This window comes from Vibrio sp. TAP-3B (genome assembly GCF_057784735.1).
Genome location: NZ_CM173496.1, coordinates 536,357 through 556,700, shown reverse-complemented (window position 1 = coordinate 556,700; position 20,344 = coordinate 536,357). Strand labels below are relative to the sequence as shown.

The following is a 20,344-nucleotide window of genomic DNA, read 5'->3' as shown; positions in this document are numbered from 1 at the left end:
TAAAATGTCTTGGGTTATACGCGTTGTAAGTGAAAGATGATCAACGGGGTTGGTTTTTTTTAGTGGTTGTGTGCGTAACTTTACCATTTGGTTTGTTGGTGGCGTGTCAATGAACCGTTGAGCCCAACTTCCGATGAGGAAATATTAGGCTTATTCAATATTGAGATGGAATGGGATCGGAAGTGCTCTCAAGCATCTCCGGAAAAAAAACGGTCATCGCGTTCGAGTTTTTATTCGGGTATTGCTGCGAGATACTCAACGACATTGAGCAAAGACTGGAGGAGAGGCGAGCGACCTGCGCAGCTCGCCTTGAAGTGACATTGGGCTTAGTCTTGTTGACGCTGCGCGGCTTTTTGTGCCAGTTTGGCGATACGTCGTGATTCACGCTGCTTCGCGCTTTCACCACCGACGTGCTGCTCGCCTCGCTGCTCTGCTAAAGCAATTTGCTTTTCGCGCTCACGGAAACGAGTGATTTGTTCTTCAGAATGGGTTCCATGACATTTCGGGCAGCTGACGCCTTGTTCGTAAAGTTCAGACTGCTTATCTGCTTCTGTGATTGGCAACCGGCAAGCGTTACACAAGTCATAGTCTGCTTTTTCAAGCTGGTGGTTGACCGCAACACGGCCATCAAAGACGTAGCAATCACCTTTCCATAAGCTTTCTTCTTGTGGCACTTCCTCAAGATATTTAAGGATACCGCCCTCTAAGTGATACACTTCGTCAAAACCTTGCTCTTTCATGTAAGCGGTTGACTTTTCGCAGCGGATGCCGCCAGTGCAGAACATCGCCACTTTTTTGTGTTTTTCCGGATCCATGTTTTCTTTGACGTAGTCTGGGAACTCGCGGAATGTTTCAGTATTTGGATTTACCGCGCGTTTGAATGTGCCGATTTCTATTTCGTAATCATTACGAGTATCCACAACAAATACTTCAGGATCGGCAATCAGATCGTTCCAGTCTTTCGGCTTCACATAAGTGCCAACAACGTGGCGAGGATCGATGCCTTCGACGCCTAAGGTGACGATCTCTTTCTTGAGTTTTACTTTGGTACGGTTAAATGGCTGAGTGTCCGCTAATGACTCTTTATAAACCGTGCCTGCTAGGCGAGGCTCTGCATTTAACCATCCTATTAAGATATCGATACCCGCACGGTCAGACGCGACAGTGCCGTTAATGCCTTCGCTGGCCAGAAGTAAAGTGCCACGAATATGATGCTCTTCCATCAATGCAAGTAATGGCTCGCGTAGTTCTTGATAGTTGTTCAGTTCTACAAACTTGTACAGCGCACAAACTACATACTGACTCATGAGATTTCCTTTATTAAAACAGGTGGTCGATGACCTTGAAATTTTAGCGGCTCGGAGTATACCTGACTAGACTAGTCGGAAATACCGACAAATTTTGCGGATATTATCGTGAGTTCCCGCCTTGCGTACTCAAGGCAACAGATAGTATCGGTCGCGATAATGGTATGTCTTCAAATTTTAACCAAAAACCGATGAAAAAAGACGTGCTTCCTGAGTGAGTACGCCGTATTCGAGCGAATAAAAAAACCTCCCATTCATCATAAAGAGGCATTTTTATTACAAAGGGGTGAATGCTATTTTAATGTTGCTGCGGTTTGCTTGCCCATCGTGATGAGCTTATCGAGGACTCGCTCACCATCAACCCGTAAACCATTATGTTCGTACTCGTTGGTGATCCACGCTGTTGAATTTGGCATAAGGGTTAATGTTTCTCGACTAATGTCCATTTCCACAAACATGTCGTCCGCGTAAACGGCGCAGCTCACGGGCACTTTATTCTGTGCCAATTGCGATTGGTCGTACAACGCAGGCCAGTCTTCCTTTCTTGCCAGAATTTCTGCCGCTTCCTTCAGTGGTTTAAGGTTGAGGTATTGCTCGAACATCCACGGGAAGACCATTTCGCCTGTAAAGTAGAACGGCTTGCCTGGTTCATAGTTAAACTCAGGGTGTGCTTGACGAATACGATGTGCGCTCCAGTTGGAGGCAAAGCTCTGGCAATAAATCGACTCATGCAAAATGGCGTAAATTGGGTTGGTTTGGACGCTTTGCTGCGTCAACATGTCGTTGAGGAAGTCATAACGCAATTGAGGTTTGCCATTTACTTCGATAAGTGCGCTTTCGAGCCAGTAATACGTTGGGAGGAAAGAGTCACTGACGCCAAAATTAATCCCAATTTGTTGGAACTGCTCTACCGTGAAGCGCTGACCATTTGGTAGAGATTCTTCATTTTCCAACAAGTGATCAGCGATGCTTTGGCAAAGCTGTTGAGCTTTCGGAAATTGCTTAAAGAATGCTTGGTTCTTCTCCATTGTACGTTTAAACGTTGCCTGATACACATCGTCAGGATGACGCGAGACAGATGGCACGCCGCCCGTAATATAGCTTTGTAGCAAACGGTCAGGGAACATGGATAAATAGGTGAGTGAACAAAAACCACCAAAACTCTGACCTAAAATTGCCCACTTTTCGACCCCAAACTGCTGACGGATAAACTCGGCATCACGAACGATATTATCCGCTCTAAAGTGGCTCAAATATTCGGCCTGCTGGTGTGGTGTTAAATGTGCTAACGTTTGATGATTAATCGCCGAGCTGTTGCCTGTGCCGCGTTGATCGAGTAGCAGAACTCGGTGATCTTGTAGCGCACGCTTTACCCAGCCGTTATTGCCGTTTTGGCGTGGTGCAGGAAAGCCAGGTCCACCTTGAAAGTAGACGAGCCAAGGCTTTTCTGACTTTTCATCGCCAACTAAGCAAATGGCGCGAGCAAAAACTTCAATGCTGCCTTTGTGGGGGTTTTGGTGATCCAGAGGGACGGTAAACGTATGCGGGGTGTAGTGCAATCCAGCATCGATAAATGATTGAGCGTTCATTATTATCTTTATTTCCTTATTGGGGACCTTTAACCCGTTACTTTACTGCTGTTGAGGGTTATAACCAATGTTATTTATGCCCCATTTTATGGTGATGACATTCGCGTAGACTCTACGTAAGTTCAAGAAAATGAAACGATTAGCGACTGGTGCAACTGATTGAGTGCGCTATGCTCAATATAGAGTTGTTAAAAAGTGCAGTGCCAATCATGGAGGAAGTTAGATGGAAGTGTCACTGGCTCGATGGATAATCGTAACTTGTCTCGTAAGCGTGCCCACCTTTGCTGTCGTTACGCCGAACCCACCTCAATTAAATGCACAGGGCTATGTGCTGATGGACTTTCAGTCTGGTGCTATTATCGCAGAACAGAACGGGCGAGCAGCATTAGCTCCGGCGAGTTTGACTAAGTTGATGACAGCCTATGTGGTAGGGCAAGAAATCAAAGCAGGTCGGCTAACTTGGGAGGATATTGTAACCATTAGTGAAAATGCGTGGTCAGCGAAGTTCCCCGGTTCTTCCAAAATGTTTATCAAACCGAAAGATGAAATCAACGTCGCGAATTTAATGCGCGGAGTGATCATTCAATCCGGTAACGATGCGTGTGTTGCTCTTGCTGAGCACGTCGCAGGGAGTGAGCGTGGCTTTGTGGCGCTGATGAATGGCTGGGCAGAAAAGCTTGGATTGCAAGACACATACTTTGTCAACTCACACGGTTTAGATAGTGAAGGTATTCAAACCTCACCGAACGACATGGCGAAGCTCATGCAAGCGATCATCAACGATGTACCGGACGTTTACGCGCTTTACAGTGAAAAAGTGTTCAAGTGGAACGACATTACTCAATATAACCGCAACAAGCTGCTGTGGGACAACTCAATCGATGTGGATGGCGGAAAAACTGGCTATACCAGCAATGCCGGATACAGTTTGGTGAGTTCAGCGAAAGAAGGCAAGATGCGCTTAATCTCTGTTGTGATGGGAACGCCAAGTAAACAGTCACGTGCAAGCCAGTCGAAGAACTTATTGAGTTATGGTTTTCGTTTTTACGATACCAAGCTGGTGGCAAAACAGGGACAGGTAGAGTCAAAAGTCCGTGTTTGGAAAGGTGATACCAAAGAGGTCGAAGCGATATTTGCCAGCGATGTCTACTTAACATTACCTCGTGCAATGACAGCAAGGCTCGACAAGAGCGTGGTTTTGAATGAGCCGCTGTTCGCGCCCATCGCGCAAGGTGATGAGATTGGTAAAGTATTATGGAAAGACGACGGCAATACCGTAGCCAGTTACCCACTGGTTAGTAACCAAGTGGTTGAGGAAGGCGCTTGGTTTGGCCAGATTTGGGATAGTCTGGTGTTATGGGTGACGTCGTTTTTTAACTGAAATCGGTTTTTCCATTTGTCTTATGAGGTTATCCTGTTAATTAGCTTAAACTCATTAACTGGAGAACCTCATGGATATCGTACAAGCTGCAAAATCTCGTTACTCAACGAAAGTGTTTGACCCAACCCGCAAGCTGGCACAAGAAAAAATCGATGCTGTCAAAGAGCTGATTCGTTTTAGTCCATCGAGTGTCAACTCCCAACCTTGGCATTGCATTCTGGCAAGTACAGAAGAAGGAAAGCAACGTATCGCGAAAGCGGCACAAGAGAACTACGCTTTCAACGCTGCGAAAATTCTTAATGCTTCACACGTTTTAGTTTTTTGCGCAAAAACTGGTATCGACAACGATTATATGGAAGCGCTATTGGCTCAAGAAGAGCAAGATGGTCGGTTCCCCACAGAAGACGCAAAAGCAGCCGTACGCGGTGGCCGTCGCTACTTCGTCAATCTGCACCGCTTTGACTTAAAAGATGCCAATCACTGGATGGAGAAACAGGTTTATCTCAATTTGGGCACGGTGTTGCTGGGTGCTTCAGCATTAGGGTTCGACGCTGTGCCGATTGAGGGGTTTGATCCTAAGGTTCTTGATGAAGAGTTTGGTTTGCGCGAAAAGGGTTACACCAGTGTTGTGGTCGTACCGTTGGGTTACCATGCAGAAGATGACTTTAATGCGAAAACACCAAAATCTCGCTGGGACGCAGAAACGGTATTCACCGAGATCTAATGCTCTTCAAAAAGATTAGGCGGCTGTATCGGTTTGAGTTAGATTAGCCCGCAATTTGGTACCATTATCGGATTAACATCATGAACAACGAACAGCCTAATAACCCACTGCATGGGTTGAGTTTAGAAAAAATCGTCACCCGTCTAGTCGAGCACTTTGGTTGGAATGGTCTGTATGAACGCATTCGAGTCAACTGCTTTAAGAAAGATCCGTCCATCAAGTCGTCGCTTAAGTTTTTGCGTAAGACCCAGTGGGCGAGAGACAAGGTGGAAGCCTTGTATGTCGAGACTTTTTGTTAAGCGAAGAATTTGAAATTAATCGAGCGTATTAATTTGTCTGAAAGTCAAATTGATGCGCTCGTCTTTCTGTTTTGCCGTTTTAGGTACGCTGTGTTTCCAATGGTGTTGGAGTTCTCCTGCCATAATTAATAACGACCCGTGAGAAAGCTCGAACTCTATCTCGGTTTTACAATGTAAATCTCTCAGTAGAAATCGACGTGTATCGCCTAAGTTCAAAGAGGCGATCACCGGGTTTCGCCCAAGTTCTGGCTCATTATCTTGATGCCAGCCCATTGAGTCTTGTCCGTTCCGATATAAATTCGCGAGTACTGAATTAAAGTGGGCGTCTGCAATAGATTCACAGCGCGCTTTAAGTTGGTATAACTCTGGTGTCCAAGGATGAGGCTGCATTGTCAGGCCGGAATAAGTATAGGTGGCGTCGCCGTGCCACGCTTGTAAGCGTGGTTGAAGAACTGACCTCCCAAACATAGTGATGCGTTCCTGCTGCCAAGGGAGTGTTTCTCGAAGCTGTTCAAAGTACTGGTTGGCTTCTAAGTGACTAAGAAAATTAGGGTCGTAGTAGAGTTTACCTCTGTTAACTTCCTGCCATTGAGTGCCTGTAAATAAGTCGCCTTGTTGTTTCATCATCCCTCTATTTAATGTCTAAAAATAACCAAGCAGTATTACTTTTTTATAATGATTGGTTATTCTTATAATAATAACAATTTTAACAATACATAAAAATTTTCGTAATGTTATACGAGCAGTGGAGAATATATGCATTATCCACCCAGGAAAAAATACTATTTTGCATTGTTTTTTCTCACTTTTTTCGCTTTGTGTGTCGGGGTTATTGAACTGCTTCATCGAAACCAGCAGGCGCTTTACCAAGAGCGAACTCACGTTGAAGCTAAGGAACAGCTCTTTACCCTCCGTGCCAATTTGGAAGCGGCACTTATGGCAGATATGTATAAAATAAGCACGCTAGCCACATTGATCACCTTGTTGCCAGACAGTCAAGAAAGCGAGTTAACGATTGCCGCTAATCGTATTTTAGGAGAAAGCGAACATATTTCGGTTATTGGTATTGCAGAAAATGATGTCGTCAATCATGTTTTTCCGTTTGAGGGGAATGAACGGGTAAAAGGACTAGACTACCGCACTGTGCCACAGCAGTGGGGACAGGTGCAAAAAGCCAAAGAGATACAAGGCATCTTAATTGCTGGGCCTATCACTTTGGTCCAAGGCGGCGAGGGACTGATTGCACATGTGCCTGTTTTCCTTGACCCCCCTTTGAATAACGACTACTGGGGAGTCATTAATGCGGTTATAGACTTTGATGCGCTGATGCGAGAAACCGGTGTCATGGACTTCGCTTATCGCTACCCATTGATGATTCGTAGTTATGATAGCCGTGGTACATTTGGCGACATTTTCTTTGGAACAAAACATCAAGCTGAAGCTACCTACGCAAAAGCCATCGTCCAACTTCCTTATGGAGGGTGGCTGATGACGGTTTCTTCTGGTACTGAATTAGGTACTCAAGCACCTTGGCATCAACTTTATTTGGCAAGAACAATCGGTTATCCCGTGGTGTTTATATTGAGCGTGGCACTTATCGTCATCTACCGCTTATATAGTATTGCCGATGATCGTGCACTGCACGATGAACTGACGCAGCTACCGAACCGTCGCTATTTTATGAAATACTACAAACTGCAATTCGAAATCGCGAAACGTTATAAAAAGCGTTACAGTTTTGCGTTAATCAATATTGACCTCGATAGGTTTAAATACATTAACGATACCTACGGTCATGATGCTGGCGATAAGGTTTTGATTGCAACAGCAGAAAGGATTCAAAGCACGTTGCGTAAGTCTGATATTGTTGCTCGGATGGGGGGGGATGAGTTTTTGGTGATGGTCCATAATCCAGGAACGAAAGACAATGTTCAATTCTTATTGCAGAAGATCAGGTTGGCGTTGTGTTCGACGCCAGTGATTTATGATGAAACCTTCATTTATTTGCGCAGCAGTATTGGATACGCGCTATTTGATCCGGAGATGTTGTCTCCAGAACAAATGATGAAAATAGCTGATGAGAGAATGTACCAACAAAAACACGGTGGCGAATAAGACCTTACTTAGGGGATAAAAGCAGTCTTTTAAAGAGAGGATTACATCAATGTAAGCCTTTTCGCCGCCATTGACACGCGAGTGAGCACTAATGCGTTAAGTTGTAGAGAAAAAGAGAAAGACGTTCTTTCTTGAGAAATTAATTAGTAGCAATGTGACAGATAGCATATTTGCGCAAAATTGCATTTTGCAAAAGCATTTTGCGAAATTGTTGGTCGATAAAGCATCGATATGCATCAAGATCGGGTGAAAATAGCCTTTTAAAAGTTGGCACGCATTGTGCTTTACTAATGTTGACCCTTATTAAGCCGAGGGTCACCTAGCCAACTGACGTTGTTAGTGAATACACATTGTTCACAATTATATACCGCCAATCACGATCATTGTGATTGGCGTTTTTTCTTTTTAGAGACCAATAATTTTTACTTCATCTCGCGTCTCATCGGCATCACCGCACTGACTATAACAACTTGGCTGTCTCGGGCAGACGGCGCCTCTTGAACAAATGAGTCTTGCTTGGCTTTGAATACCTCGTTCTATCCAGTTGATATTTAATATTTTAGCGATAACCGTTAAATCTTTTTTGATGTGTGTTGGGATGACACTACTTCCGCCGGAGGCGACGCACAGGGATTTGAGCTCTTCCGCGATAGAAACCGCGTCGCCACCTTGAGCAGAGATGGCCGGGTTCAAATCAATTCCTGCACATAGCACGCGATTGTTTCCGGCAGGATCAAACACATTGACCGACTCACAACAGTAAATACGAGGTTCATCGCCCACATTCAAAATTGAAATTTGCGCAGAGCTGGTGTCGAGAGGCTCTGCTAAGCGTCGAAATACAGCCCAGTGCTGGCAAGGGTCGTTAACCTTCCGCATGTTGCCCCAAGGAAGTGGGATACCGTTGCCACGATAGACTGCTTTCAGTTTTCCCGGTCCATATGCATCAAAGTAGTGCCAGTGTGGATAAGGTGATACCACCGTCATACGACGCATCGCGACAGAGGGTGAAACCCCGGCTTTCTTGTGGACGTCTATCTCGTATCCTGAACGGTCTAAAAGTTGGCGGAATGGCACCTTTGGACACAGTAATGCGCCCGCAAAGAAGCTGGACTCAAAATCACGCCATGCTTGCAAGATATCTTGTGAGTTTAATTCTGAGTTAGAAACCGAATTGTCCATTTGTTCCCAGTTATTTTGATGGCCAACAGACAGAACATTATTCATTGCATCGCTGCTGTGTAGTACACGATGACCAATATACACCGCTAAATCGTACTTTAGTCTTGTTGGGTAATCGCGCATTCGTTTGTTTAAGTATATGGTTCCCGGAGGTTCCATAAACGAAGTGATCAGCTGCTTAGCATTAACGCCTAGTTCGTCAATCACGTCCTGTGGAGCGCGGTCTATCCAACGAATACCCAATCCCAAGCTTTTAGCAATATCGATCAGATCTTCTACCGACAAATTCAAACGCTTTAAACCGACTTCTTCTGCGGCTCGTTCTAAATCGGGAAAGTGGTTTTGGTGATTTTCCTGATGAGCGCGAATCAACAAATGTGCAAATTGACGTCCCGTAATACCAGTTTGAGACAGCATTTCTGGAATCGCGATTTGGAGAATATCATTAGAAAACAAAAAACTAGGCTCCAGCGCCATTCCATTGATCCCACCGCGATTGCCTTTGTTGGGCGTTATCGCGTCTAATTCGGGCTCATCATCTAAAAACCAAGCGGGATTTTTTTGAAAAACTTCCGCGATCACTTCGAGCATATTGATGCTTGGAACGCGTTTTCCACGTTCAATCATAGAAAGGTAGGAAACCGAAGGCGCGTACTCAGGATTTATCCTTACACAACGTGTAGATAAATCCTCCATAGTTAAATGGTTGTTCTTTCTTAGGTTTCTTATTTTTGTACCAAGAAAGTGCGACTGACGAATAAGGCTTTTTGACACAGACATTTTGTAAAATTCACATTGTAAAATTTTTGTTGTGAAATTGTAGTCAATTTTTCGCTATTCTACATACTGAGCAGGCAAGGAAATTAACCATCAACTTCACAGAATTGCTTGAAACTTAAACAAAGGAATTAAGTTTTTACTCTAGGACGAGTTTTTTAAGTGCGAGGATATGACGATGAATATGCTGAATTTCGATAAAAAAGAGATACAACAACAACGCCCATTTATCGCTGAAGCTGTATTTGCCGTCGAAGCGGTAAATGCTGAGCAGCAAAGTGAGAAGCAAATTAAAGCGAAGCAACTGCTAGACCGCATGTTCCCATTGGAGAACGGGTCGCACCAAGATGTGTCAAGTTACGTCATCGATTACCGTCATGTGTTGGCCTACTTCAAAGACGGCACGCACAGCGGCCTGCAAAGCCCAAAACATTTTGTCGCGTATACAAGTGAAAAAGAAGATCCTAAGTCAATTTTGTTTAAGGATGAGTCAGGTAACCATGTAGAAGTGATGTTTGGTTGTCACAAAGGCACGGGATGTGTGGAGTTGATGGATATAGATGATATTCAATTAGAAACGCGCACTACGTTTAGTCCGGAACTGACAGGGAACGCACCGACCGCAATGCGCCACTGGATCAGCCTGGTGAAAGGTGACAAAAAAGGCAAACCAATGGCGTGTAGTGAAGACAAAGAATACACAGCAAAAAACGGGGATGACTACGTCTTAAGCTACTGCTATAGCGTCGATTAAAACTCGCCGATTAATACGCAACCTCGTATAGATACGGGGTTTCGTTATTTGGCTTCTGAAAAATAAAATGCGCAGCCAAATGGATTTAAGCTTAGTTAGATAGGCATGACGCGGTTTCGGCCGAGTTGCTTAGCTTCGTAGAGTTGTTTATCTGCTTTATTCACCAGTGATTCTGGTGTGTCACCCACTTCAAATTCCGCCACACCAAAAGACGCAGTAATATTGTAAACTTGAGTGCCAGAACGTTTATCTCTGATGCGTAGCTTCTCTATCATCCGACGCTGTGTGTCCGCATATTGGCGAGCAATCCGCAGTGACTTATTGGGGATAATGAATGCGAATTCTTCGCCGCCAAAGCGATACGCACATATCCCATCCCGGCAACTTTGCAGTAGCCTGCGAGCGATGGCTTTTAGCACCGTATCTCCGAAAAGGTGACCATAATTGTCATTAAGTAATTTGAAATGGTCGATATTCGAGCATTATTAATGTCATTGCTTGGTTTGCTTCAACCAACGAAGCTAAGTCACTGTCAAATGCGCGACGATTGTAAAGGTTGGTTAAACCATCGAATAAAGCGTCTTTTTGCACATCCGCCAGTTGGTTTTTGAGGCGGGAAATCTCTTCACTGGCGTTAGTCAGTTGGTTATTCAGAAACTTAGTTGAATGACGAATTTCGTGTGATTCAGCCACCAGCTGACGTATCACGACCATGACCTCTTCAATACTTAAACTGCTGTCTTCCACTTTTTCGAGCTTATTGAAGCTTTTGTCCACCATGTCGGAAAAAGTGGAGGTATCTAAAAGTGTATCGTTCATCGAGCGGGATACTTGGTTTAGCAAAACTTCTACATTAGTACGCAGATCTTCCAGACTGGTTTCTGCTTTTCCGGCCACATAGCTGTTATATAGCTGCTTATTGGTGGCGGGTGGGCAAATACCGTAGTTTTCCAAAATCGCATCCAACTCAAAGTTAAGTGCCGGAATGGTTTTGTCGACATAGGTATACCAAAGCGCGTAGTTGGCTGGCGTTGCAGCAACATGATTTTTGATCATTAGTGGCACCGCTTTCTTTAAGTTAGCGGTTGATTTTTTAAATTCGTCAGTCATTTCTGCGATGGTAGTAGCAAAATAGAATTAGACTTAGACTAACGGATATTAACCAATATCGCCTTAATTTTTACAGATTTTCCATGATTTATATAAAAAATGAGTGATTAAGAGAGCCAGCGATAAAGTCACTGGTTGGTTTCAAAAGCACTTGTATGAAACTTGAGCTGGTGATTTGTATCGGGCAAGGAGTCTGTACCGATATTGGGGGGGATTGAGTCGAAGCTTGTAGAAACGATGATCTCGAAAATATCTTGTGCGTATAAATGCAAGTTAAAACAAGGTGCTTAACTCGCTCATTGAGGTGATTTGGATACCTGAATGCCGCGACACAAGGATTTCGGTTATAGGGAGAAGGTGTAACTTGGAAAAGAAAATAGGGCTTTATTGGTTCAGCAATGATTTGCGTTTGCACGATAATGCGTTGCTATTAAGCGCTTGCGCTGAAGTAGATGAGTTGATTTGCTTATATTGTCACCCTTTGGTGACCCCTTACCTGCGTCATTTCGCGCAAGAAACCTCGCTTGGGAGTAAGAAGCAACAATTTCTTGATGCCTCGTTGAGTGATTTGAATCGATCGCTCGGCAAATTTAATCAGCGTTTATGGTCGGTAGAACTTCACCCATATCAAGCCATCAAATATGCGGTTAATCGCTTTGGCGTGACTAATATTTACGCCGAGGTATTTGCTGGCACGGATGAACAAATGGTGCTTAAAAACATTCAACACGATTGTCCGTACGTCACAATAAATCAACAAGCGATACGCACTCTATTTAGTGAGAACCAACTGCCGTTTGAGTTGCACCGCTTACCTGAAACCTTCACCCAATTTAGAAAACAAGTAGAAAGCCTATCAGTATCGCAGCCCCAAGCTAATGTTAGTGGTTTGCCTCCGATGCCGAATGGGGTCAACTTTCCTACGACAACAACCTTGTACTTCGATACCAAGCCAACATTTCTTGGAGGAGAACAAAGTGGCCTTGAACATTGTCGAGGCTATTTCGCCTCTTTCCTCGCGAGCCAATACAAGCAAACACGCAACGGCCTCGATGGGATGGAGTACTCGACCAAGTTTTCACCTTGGCTGGCGAGTGGCAGTGTCTCACCCAAAACAATTTATGCCATGCTCAAGCGGTATGAGCAGGTGAATGGCGCAAATGACTCCACCTATTGGATCTATTTCGAACTGTTGTGGCGTGAATATTTTTATTGGTACGCGAGGAAATACCAGCAAAAACTGTTTCGTTTTGCGGGTATCCATAACCGCCCGCCATTGACAAGCTTTTATGCGCAGCGCTTTAAGCAGTGGAAGAAAGGCGAGACGCCATTTCCTATCGTGAATGCGTGCATGCATCAACTCAATATAACCGGTTATATGTCTAATCGAGGCCGTCAATTGGTGGCAAGCTGTTTAGTGCATGAACTGGGATTAGATTGGCGCTACGGTGCGGCTTATTTTGAAACTCAGCTCATTGATTACGACGTTGCCTCTAACTGGGGTAATTGGCAATACCTAGCAGGGGTTGGAGCGGATCCGCGTGGGTCACGCCAGTTCAACTTAGAGAAGCAGACACAACAGTATGATCCAGATTTTTCATTCATCGATAAATGGCAGGGTTGGTGCACAAGAGCACGCCTTGACAGTGTCGACATGGTGGACTGGCCGATCATGTCAGAGAAAGAAAGCGGAGATAACTGATGCACTATGAGACCGTCAGACTTATTTTGGGTGATCAGCTCAATAGTGAGCATTCATGGTTTCACCACGTCGACGACAAGGTGCTTTATGTCATTGCAGAAGTGCATCAAGAAAGCACTTATGTCACACACCACATTCAAAAGGTGTGTGCGTTTTTCTCTGCGATGGCGCACTTTACTAAAGAAAAACAGAGTGAAGGACACCATGTTTTACATTTAACTCTAGATGACACTCAATCTTTTGATGATTTGGCCCAAGTACTACAGCATTATGTGAGTGAGGTTGGCGCAACAAAGTTTGAATATCAACGACCGGATGAATATCGGCTTCTGGAGCAGCTTGCAAACATAACGTTGGATGGTGTCGTCAAACGTTGTGTTGATACCGAGCATTTTCTGTTGCCTTTTGAAGAGATAGAGCCGCAGTTCCCGCAGGGCAAACATATCATGATGGAGCACTTTTATCGCCGGATGCGCAAGCGTTTCGATATTTTGATGCAAGACGGCAAACCTGTCGGAGGTAAATGGAATTATGACGCCAATAATCGCAATAAACTCAAAGTAAAAGACGTTGAACAGTTACCTCAACCATTAATGTTCAGCATCGATGTTAGTGATATTTTAGAGCGCTTGCAGAGGCATAATATCCAAACCATTGGGCGGCTTAAGGGAGATTTGCTATGGCCTGTCAATCGTTCTCAAAGTTTGTCGCTACTCGCTCATTTTTGCCAAATTTGTCTGCCTCAATTTGGCAGGTTCCAAGACGCAATGACTTCAAAGCATGAGTCGAAATGGAGCCTGTATCATAGCCGTTTATCGTTCTCGATGAACACAAAACTATTGCATCCTAAAGAGGTCATAGAGGCTGCGTTACATGCATTTCGCTCTAATCCGAACATCGATATTGCTCAGGTAGAAGGCTTTATTCGTCAAATATTAGGCTGGCGAGAATACATCCGAGGTGTTTATTGGGCGAACATGCCACACTATCCGCAAAAGAATGAACTTGATGCGTCACGCACATTACCGAGTTACTTTTGGACCGGTGAAACGAAAATGGCGTGCATGCGTCACGCCATTGGTCAATCTCTCGATTATGCCTACGCACACCATATTCAACGTTTGATGGTGACGGGTAATTTTTGCTTGCTGACTGAAATCGACCCAGACCAAGTGGACGAGTGGTATCTCGGCATTTATATTGATGCGATTGAGTGGGTAGAAATGCCCAATACACGAGGGATGGCGTTATTTGCCGATGGCGGTATTGTTGGGACCAAACCTTATGCTGCCAGTGGTTCGTACATTAATAAAATGAGCGACTACTGCAAAGATTGTTATTACGACAACAAAGTTCGCAGCGGTGAGGCAGCATGTCCGTTTAATAGTCTTTATTGGCGATTCATGCACAAGCACGAAAAACGCTTGGCGACCAATCCTCGTATTGGGATGATTTTTCGCTCCTGGGATAATATGGAAAAATCTCAGCGCCAAGCAATATTGGATACCGCCGAACACTACATGAAAAATTTGGAGAGTTTGTAATGAACATTTTAATTGTAGGAGGCAATGGCGGTATCGGTTTTGCAATGGTGCAAGAGGCGGTAATTCGGTTTCCTCAGGCGAGAATCCACGCTACGTTCCACCGCCACAAGCCGGATTGGTTGCACCCTAGCGTTTTTTGGTATCAGGCGGATGTCACCCAACAAGCGCATGTTAATGCGCTCAGTGAGGACATTGAGCAGGTCGATTGGGTGATCAACTGTGTCGGCATGTTGCATACGTCAAGCAAAGGGCCAGAGAAGACCCTCAATGCACTCGATGCCGATTTCTTTCAACACACCATAACGGTAAACACCTTGCCAAGTTTGCTGCTGGCGAAATATTTCACCCCCAAACTCAAGCGCAGTAACGCGCCTAAGTTTGCCACTATTTCAGCCAAAGTCGGCAGCATCAGTGATAACCAACTTGGCGGTTGGTACAGTTATCGCGCTTCTAAAGCGGCGCTGAACATGTTTCTCAAAACCATGTCTATTGAATGGCAGAGAATGGTTAAACATGGAACGGTGTTAGCTCTGCACCCTGGTACGACCGATACTGACTTGTCTGAGCCCTTCCAAACCAATGTGCCTGAGGGGAAGTTGTTCTCCCCAGAGCGTGTCGCGAAAGATTTGATAGGTTTAATAGAAAAAGCAACCCCGCAAGATAGCGGGGCATTTTGGGCTTATGATGGTGAGCTTTTACCTTGGTAATTGGGCTAAATCACTTTTTACCTTTGTGCGGGTTTGCTTCTTCTGCACCGTTCGGAGCAATAAACGATGTCATTCCAGTTGCGCGCCCACTTCTTTCTCCAAGAAAATGGGCGCTGACAAACTGGGCAGATCTTCATTGCTAGCTTTGCTTTAAAGCCTTTCATTACTATTTATCAAACAAGTAAAGATACGCTTCGTAACCCTGTTTTTCCATCTCGCTGACAGGAATAAACTTCATGGCTGCGGAGTTCATGCAGTAGCGTAACCCGGTTGGTTTCGGTCCATCCTTAAACACATGTCCTAAGTGGGAGTCACCGAACTTACTGCGCACCTCAGTGCGTGGGTAGAGCAGTTTGTAATCGGTTTTTTCCACGACATAAACAGAATCAATTGGTTTGGTAAAACTTGGCCAACCTGTGCCGGATTTATACTTGTCGGTCGAAGAGAACAGCGGTTCACCAGTCACGATATCGACGTAAATTCCGGCTTCTTTGTTATCCCAGTACTCATTATCAAAAGGGCGCTCCGTTCCATCTTCCTGCGTCACGTAGTACTGCTGCTCAGTTAACGTTGATTTAATTTTCGATTGAGCCGGTTTGTTATACTCTTTTTTATTCGATAATCGCTTTTTTTCTTCGATTAACTGGCGAAGCGTCTTCGGGTTTTGTTTACGATCTTCGCCGAATACTTCATCTAAGTACTGATCTCGACCCGATGCGTAGCGGTAGTACTTGTACTTTAAGCTACTCTTTTTGTAGTAATCTTGATGGTAATCTTCTGCAGGATAAAACTTCTCAAACTCAATCAGCTCAGTTTTGAGTGGTTTTGGATAAATCATTGCCTTGTCAATTTCCATCATAAACTGTTTAGCAATCTGTTTTTGCTGGTCGTTGTGATAAAAAATCGCAGGTCGGTACTGTGGACCACGGTCAACAAACGAACCTTTGTCATCGGTTGGGTCGATGTGGCGGAAAAAGTAGTCCAATACTTGCTCGTAGCTCACCTCATCAGGGGAGTATTTCACTTTTACCACCTCAATGTGACCAGATTTGCCTGATGACACTTGACGGTAAGTCGGGTTTTCAATTTGTCCGCCAGAATAACCAGACACGACGTCTAATACGCCAGGGAATTGTTCCAAGTCCGACTCAGTACACCAGAAACAGCCACCGGCTAATGTCGCGATGCTCACTTTTTCTGATGCATTTATTTTATCCATTGTATCGGCGGTCCCTGTTCTACTTAGTAAGATGAGCGAAACAGGAAGAGTGAGAGAGAGCCCGACCAATAACTTAGATATTTTTTTCATAGCAACCTCAAGTTGTTTTCATTGTTACGAGTTAGAAAGTGTTACGTAAATAGAACGGCCGCAGAGCGAAAAAATTACAACAAGGTTGAAAATTACTTTGCCCTTTGTTGTGAGAAAGCTACAGTATCGACACGAAACACCCCGTCCAGCGGGATAACGATGTCCCCAATGCGCGATGCAAAAGAGGTAAACCATGCAAGCAGAAGTTAAATGGGTTGAAGATTTTAAATTCCTAGGACAGTCTCAGTCAGGCCACTCGGTGGTGATGGATGGGAACAGCGGTGCAACCGCCCCAAGTCCGATGGAGATGGTTGATCTATTTGTGCAGTAGGATAAAATGACGTAAATACAGACATTTAGCGAGTCATTTCATGAAGCCAACTATCATTACGTATCTGCGATATTCGAGTAAGCAACAAGCCGATGGTTTATCAGAATTTCGCCAAAGTGAGATAAACAGAAAGTTCGTTGAGAAGTTTTGTGCAGAACATGATGTTGATTTGAATGAAGTCATTTCACTCAAAGATTTAGGTGTAAGTGCTTACCGTGGATTGAACTTAACACTTGGCTCGTTCAGTCAAACTATCAAGAAATTTAAGTCTGGTGAGATCAAGAAAAGGTTTAACGAAGATGGTGAGATTAATACCTACCTTATCGTTGAAAGCTTAGACCGGATAACTCGAACTGGACCCTTCAAATCTACCCAAATTTTTACTGAGCTGCTTGAATACACAAACATCGTAGTTCTTGCTGATGGTGAAAAGAAAATCTATTCAAAAAAATCTATCGACTCGACACACGGTATGATGGATCTTTTTATGGCTCTAATCAGTTTGCAGCGTTCGCATACTGAATCACTGATGAAAGAGTATCGTTCTCGCAAATCGTGGGAAAAGAAGCGAGAAGATTTGCTTAACTACTTCACTTTGCCAGAAGAAGGAAGAGTTGGGCTTGAACGTCCTAAAAATGCAACTGCAATGTGTCCATTCTGGTTAACAGCAAAGAAAGATGGTCGTGGCTATGAGTTCATCCCAGAAAACAAGAAAGTAATGGATTTTCTGATTGAAAAGCTATTGGATGGAAATGGGATGACAAGAGCGGTACGTCTTCTCAACGATGAAATAGACGCTGGCAACCTCAAACCAAAGCTTAAAAAGGCAAACCGTAAAACTCGACATTTTAGAGCTGCTGCATACAGTGGTTTATTCAATTCTGAGATCTCAACTGTTAAAGGTGATTATCTCTTAACAGAATCTTACTACCCGACAGAAGATGATATAGAGCAAGGGAAGTATCCTGAAAAACACCTTGGTAAGCGTGTTCGTAAAGAAGTTGCTGTATTAAAAAATTACTATCCTGCGCTCATGACTGAAAGCCAAGCCGCATACATTCGTAAAATGATGGATGAGCGACGATCTTCTGGGACAAAACCGAATAAGAGCATTAAGAATCTGGCGCAAGGCATTCTGCGTTGTCCACTCTGCAATAGCACTTACATTAAGAGCAAAGACAGGCGAAACGTATACTTGCGCTGTAACTTGGCGCGAGAAGGCTTGTGCAAAGCAAAAGTGATTAAACACGGTGTGTTTGAGCATAATCTACTTCAATTCTGCAAGGGTTTGAACATCAACAAAATCATCTCTAATCAATCGAGTGATCAAGTTCTTGATAGCTCACTAAAAGAGCTTGAACAAAAAATGCTGCCTTTGAAGGTAAAAAAATCTCAACTTGAAGATGATATTGAACAAATTGTTAAAAACATTAGTAGTATTAAAATACCGTCTTTGCTTGAAAAAGTTCAAGATGATTATCTGAAAAAAGAAAATGAGTTGAAGAAAGTTGTTCAAGATCTTGATTTGCTTGAAACATCTATTATGAAACTTCAACATCAAATAGCAATGTCGGATGGTGATAGTTCGCTCCAAGATTTAATTGATTTAACTCTTGATGAAAATGCTAATGATGAGATTAGACAACGTTTTAACGTTGAATTGAAGAAAGTCGTTAAGAGTATGACTGTACTTTATGCAGATACTGATGATAATCCTTTTGGTTATCACATGATTTCAATTCAGTTTTTAGACGGTGTTCATAGACTGATCCCTGTGCATGAAAAAATGACTGACAAAATACATAACATTTTGCCTTATCAGGATGCTGTCAAAGTAGACTCCGTTGATTTCTCCGAAACTGTTATCTTACCAACAGACTATCTTGAGGGTCTTGAAAGCGGTAAGTATCCTCAATTGGATGGAATGGCGAAGTACTACCAAGAAAACCCAGCTAAATATCTGAAACTAAAACACCAAATCGACCAGTCGCAAGAGATCTATGAGTAAAATTTTAACTGCGTGAGGCAAAGGGATTGTTGGAGCAATACTCCTTCAAACCTTTGTATCTATCTGATAGAAAAGGAAATCATAAAATTGCTTTAAAAATACAAAAATAAATCTTGACATTTAATAAAAATAAATGTTGACACTTCATTCTGATTAATGTTACTATTCCCACCGTTGAAAGAGCTAATCACTTTTTCCTCCTCTCAAAATTGATAGTCGTGGTGCGCCACTTCTACCGCCAAAATATTAAGCAAGAACGGCTTGTCTGCAATGTGCAGATTAATGTTCAACAATCTAAGTATTACTCTTTTCCGCAAGGATCATTGTTCGCTTTGTTAATTCAAAGTGCAGGGATAGATCTATCTGCTGAATCAGAACTACCTTTTAGTTGTTGTCATACCGTCCTCTTATTGCTTGCTGAAAACCAGTATCGCTGTGCATTTCTCGTCAGTGATAGCGGTTCTCACCACACATAAAGCACAAACTTAATATTTACGCCCACTGGGTGGGGCTTTTTGCACCCTAAATTAATTGATAAATAAGAGAGGAATTAATGAAACATTCAATTTACAAAACATGTTTGGACAATTTTAAATCATCAGCAAAAGGTAAAAGATTTTTAAAGGAGTATTTTGGTAAAAAACAAATAACACATGAAGACTTTTACGAGTTGTGTCTCGATAGTACTATTGATTTCAATATAGATACGGTAAGTTCTTTATTTCTTTTGAAAGAAGAGAGTGAGTGGTCAAAAAAAGGTTTTCCTACTATTTTTATTGATAATTTCGAAGTGTTGCACACGTTGAAAAACGCAAAGTTTTTATTTAAAAGTGACAGCATACAAAGACCATTTGAAACCTTTTCTATTTCTTTCCCTGAAGGAACATGCATAGAAGGTCAAGAAGTTAAAAACTGCTTAGTATCAATTCGAAGTAAACGAGAGTGGTTCGATGTTTTTAGTGGAGGTGAAGCACATACAACTTATGTCAAAGATCGGAAAGCAGAATCTAATGATGAAGATGACCAGATACTTAAAATCTCATATTCCATTGATGGAGGTAATATTATGGAGCAACGGTTACTTCTTTCTGATATTGAAGAAATAGACTTTGATGAGCAGGAACTCAGTCATTGGGATAGATTGGCAAAGCAGATGGTAAAGATTGTTATATCACTTTGCATCTATAACTCAGCAACAGAAGGTAAAAAGCTGGTTGCTGGCTTCCCTAAATCGGCACTTAAATTACCAAAAGGTTCATCAAAACTCAGATATAAAGGTTCGACTTTATTTGGGAATAATAAAAATCATCAAAATAATAATTCAACAAGAAAGATAAAGTATCGAGTTCCTTTTTATCGAAACCTCAGAGCAAAAAGATATTATCAAGGTGAATATAAAGACCTCCAGCAAGGAAGTCGATGGGTATTGGTAAAAGAAATAGATTTAACAAATAACCTCCAAACATTAATTAACTAAAGGCATATTATTAAGTGTTTACGCCCAC

General features: G+C 43.1%; 16 protein-coding genes and 2 pseudogenes. 11 read left to right on the top strand and 7 right to left on the bottom strand.

Going from position 1 to position 20,344, the window contains the following annotated elements; translation table 11 throughout:
* Window positions 1-326 precede the first annotated feature (326 nt).
* Window positions 327-1,307: an oxygen-dependent tRNA uridine(34) hydroxylase TrhO gene (gene trhO, locus AC3D28_RS17015; protein ID WP_488536784.1), complete on the bottom strand. Its 981-nt coding sequence runs from the start codon at window positions 1,305-1,307 to the stop codon at window positions 327-329.
* A 293-nt stretch (window positions 1,308-1,600) separates the two neighbouring features.
* On the bottom strand, window positions 1,601-2,896 hold the full coding sequence (locus AC3D28_RS17010) for an alpha/beta fold hydrolase (protein ID WP_488536783.1): 1,296 nt from the start codon (window positions 2,894-2,896) through the stop codon (window positions 1,601-1,603).
* A gap of 223 nt (window positions 2,897-3,119) precedes the next feature.
* Here AC3D28_RS17010 and AC3D28_RS17005 point away from each other — a divergent pair, with 223 nt between their 5' ends.
* The 3 genes from AC3D28_RS17005 to AC3D28_RS16995 all read left to right on the top strand — a co-directional run bounded on the left by AC3D28_RS17005 (window position 3,120) and on the right by AC3D28_RS16995 (window position 5,300).
* The gene (locus AC3D28_RS17005; RefSeq protein WP_488536782.1) at window positions 3,120-4,277 is read left to right on the top strand and encodes a D-alanyl-D-alanine carboxypeptidase family protein; all 1,158 of its coding nucleotides are present in this window, start codon (window positions 3,120-3,122) and stop codon (window positions 4,275-4,277) included.
* A gap of 70 nt (window positions 4,278-4,347) precedes the next feature.
* Entirely contained in the window at window positions 4,348-5,001 is a 654-nt protein-coding gene (nfsB, locus tag AC3D28_RS17000; RefSeq protein WP_488536781.1) for an oxygen-insensitive NAD(P)H nitroreductase, read from the top strand.
* 80 nt (window positions 5,002-5,081) lie between these two features.
* The gene (locus tag AC3D28_RS16995) at window positions 5,082-5,300 is read left to right on the top strand and encodes a VF530 family protein (protein WP_098414327.1); all 219 of its coding nucleotides are present in this window, start codon (window positions 5,082-5,084) and stop codon (window positions 5,298-5,300) included.
* A 15-nt stretch (window positions 5,301-5,315) separates the two neighbouring features.
* Here AC3D28_RS16995 and AC3D28_RS16990 read toward each other — a convergent pair whose 3' ends face one another.
* Entirely contained in the window at window positions 5,316-5,924 is a 609-nt protein-coding gene (locus AC3D28_RS16990; RefSeq protein WP_488536827.1) for an alpha-ketoglutarate-dependent dioxygenase AlkB family protein, read from the bottom strand.
* Between the two features lie 132 nt (window positions 5,925-6,056).
* Here AC3D28_RS16990 and AC3D28_RS16985 point away from each other — a divergent pair, with 132 nt between their 5' ends.
* A complete protein-coding gene (locus AC3D28_RS16985) occupies window positions 6,057-7,415 on the top strand; it encodes a diguanylate cyclase (protein ID WP_488536780.1) in 1,359 nt (452 codons plus the stop codon).
* Between the two features lie 405 nt (window positions 7,416-7,820).
* Here the strand turns inward: AC3D28_RS16985 and AC3D28_RS16980 are convergent, their stop codons facing one another.
* Entirely contained in the window at window positions 7,821-9,377 is a 1,557-nt protein-coding gene (locus AC3D28_RS16980) for a DUF3612 domain-containing protein (RefSeq protein WP_488536779.1), read from the bottom strand.
* A gap of 175 nt (window positions 9,378-9,552) precedes the next feature.
* On the opposite strand from AC3D28_RS16980, the gene AC3D28_RS16975 reads away from it, so the two are divergent.
* Window positions 9,553-10,128: an aldolase/citrate lyase/malate synthase family protein gene (locus AC3D28_RS16975; RefSeq protein ID WP_488536778.1), complete on the top strand. Its 576-nt coding sequence runs from the start codon at window positions 9,553-9,555 to the stop codon at window positions 10,126-10,128.
* Window positions 10,129-10,223: 95 nt separating this feature from the next.
* Here AC3D28_RS16975 and gefA read toward each other — a convergent pair.
* Window positions 10,224-11,238: pseudogene (gene gefA, locus AC3D28_RS16970) on the bottom strand (diguanylate cyclase GefA).
* Between the two features lie 364 nt (window positions 11,239-11,602).
* Between gefA and AC3D28_RS16965 the strand changes: the two are divergent.
* From AC3D28_RS16965 to AC3D28_RS16955, 3 genes are read left to right on the top strand one after another with little or no spacing between them, the layout of a single operon-like run.
* Complete coding sequence (locus AC3D28_RS16965) at window positions 11,603-12,940, top strand: DASH family cryptochrome (RefSeq protein WP_488536777.1); 1,338 nt, start codon at window positions 11,603-11,605, stop codon at window positions 12,938-12,940.
* Entirely contained in the window at window positions 12,940-14,484 is a 1,545-nt protein-coding gene (locus AC3D28_RS16960; RefSeq protein ID WP_488536776.1) for a cryptochrome/photolyase family protein, read from the top strand. The genes AC3D28_RS16965 and AC3D28_RS16960 overlap by 1 nt, the downstream gene beginning before the upstream one ends.
* A complete protein-coding gene (locus AC3D28_RS16955) occupies window positions 14,484-15,191 on the top strand; it encodes an SDR family oxidoreductase (protein ID WP_098414319.1) in 708 nt (235 codons plus the stop codon). Before AC3D28_RS16960 ends, AC3D28_RS16955 begins: the two co-directional genes overlap by 1 nt.
* 17 nt (window positions 15,192-15,208) lie before the next feature.
* Here the strand turns inward: AC3D28_RS16955 and AC3D28_RS16950 are convergent, their stop codons facing one another.
* Together AC3D28_RS16950 and msrB are read right to left on the bottom strand one after the other, a co-directional pair.
* Window positions 15,209-15,355 (bottom strand): DUF2256 domain-containing protein, encoded by a 147-nt coding sequence (locus tag AC3D28_RS16950; protein WP_098414318.1) that lies wholly within the window; start codon window positions 15,353-15,355, stop codon window positions 15,209-15,211.
* Between the two features lie 2 nt (window positions 15,356-15,357).
* Entirely contained in the window at window positions 15,358-16,500 is a 1,143-nt protein-coding gene (msrB, locus tag AC3D28_RS16945) for a peptide-methionine (R)-S-oxide reductase MsrB (RefSeq protein WP_488536775.1), read from the bottom strand.
* Between the two features lie 193 nt (window positions 16,501-16,693).
* Here msrB and AC3D28_RS16940 point away from each other — a divergent pair.
* The 3 genes and pseudogenes from AC3D28_RS16940 to AC3D28_RS16930 form a co-directional block, all read left to right on the top strand.
* A pseudogene (locus tag AC3D28_RS16940) lies at window positions 16,694-16,813 on the top strand (OsmC family protein); the annotation flags it as partial.
* Between the two features lie 58 nt (window positions 16,814-16,871).
* Window positions 16,872-18,839 (top strand): recombinase family protein, encoded by a 1,968-nt coding sequence (locus tag AC3D28_RS16935; protein ID WP_238777931.1) that lies wholly within the window; start codon window positions 16,872-16,874, stop codon window positions 18,837-18,839.
* Between the two features lie 553 nt (window positions 18,840-19,392).
* Entirely contained in the window at window positions 19,393-20,316 is a 924-nt protein-coding gene (locus tag AC3D28_RS16930; RefSeq protein WP_488536774.1) for a hypothetical protein, read from the top strand.
* Window positions 20,317-20,344 lie beyond the last annotated feature (28 nt).

Bases quoted from the DNA above. Each gene is read 5' to 3' on its own strand.
- AC3D28_RS16995 (WP_098414327.1), top strand. From the start codon at position 5,082: ATGAACAACGAACAGCCTAATAACCCACTGCATGGGTTGAGTTTAGAA.
- AC3D28_RS17010 (WP_488536783.1), bottom strand. From the start codon at position 2,896: ATGAACGCTCAATCATTTATCGATGCTGGATTGCACTACACCCCGCAT.
- nfsB (WP_488536781.1), top strand. From the start codon at position 4,348: ATGGATATCGTACAAGCTGCAAAATCTCGTTACTCAACGAAAGTGTTT.
- AC3D28_RS16990 (WP_488536827.1), bottom strand. From the start codon at position 5,924: ATGAAACAACAAGGCGACTTATTTACAGGCACTCAATGGCAGGAAGTT.
- AC3D28_RS16960 (WP_488536776.1), top strand. From the start codon at position 12,940: ATGCACTATGAGACCGTCAGACTTATTTTGGGTGATCAGCTCAATAGT.
- AC3D28_RS17005 (WP_488536782.1), top strand. From the start codon at position 3,120: ATGGAAGTGTCACTGGCTCGATGGATAATCGTAACTTGTCTCGTAAGC.
- trhO (WP_488536784.1), bottom strand. From the start codon at position 1,307: ATGAGTCAGTATGTAGTTTGTGCGCTGTACAAGTTTGTAGAACTGAAC.
- AC3D28_RS16930 (WP_488536774.1), top strand. From the start codon at position 19,393: ATGAAACATTCAATTTACAAAACATGTTTGGACAATTTTAAATCATCA.
- AC3D28_RS16975 (WP_488536778.1), top strand. From the start codon at position 9,553: ATGAATATGCTGAATTTCGATAAAAAAGAGATACAACAACAACGCCCA.
- AC3D28_RS16980 (WP_488536779.1), bottom strand. From the start codon at position 9,377: ATGTCTGTGTCAAAAAGCCTTATTCGTCAGTCGCACTTTCTTGGTACA.
- msrB (WP_488536775.1), bottom strand. From the start codon at position 16,500: ATGAAAAAAATATCTAAGTTATTGGTCGGGCTCTCTCTCACTCTTCCT.
- AC3D28_RS16985 (WP_488536780.1), top strand. From the start codon at position 6,057: ATGCATTATCCACCCAGGAAAAAATACTATTTTGCATTGTTTTTTCTC.
- AC3D28_RS16935 (WP_238777931.1), top strand. From the start codon at position 16,872: ATGAAGCCAACTATCATTACGTATCTGCGATATTCGAGTAAGCAACAA.
- AC3D28_RS16955 (WP_098414319.1), top strand. From the start codon at position 14,484: ATGAACATTTTAATTGTAGGAGGCAATGGCGGTATCGGTTTTGCAATG.
- AC3D28_RS16950 (WP_098414318.1), bottom strand. From the start codon at position 15,355: ATGAAAGGCTTTAAAGCAAAGCTAGCAATGAAGATCTGCCCAGTTTGT.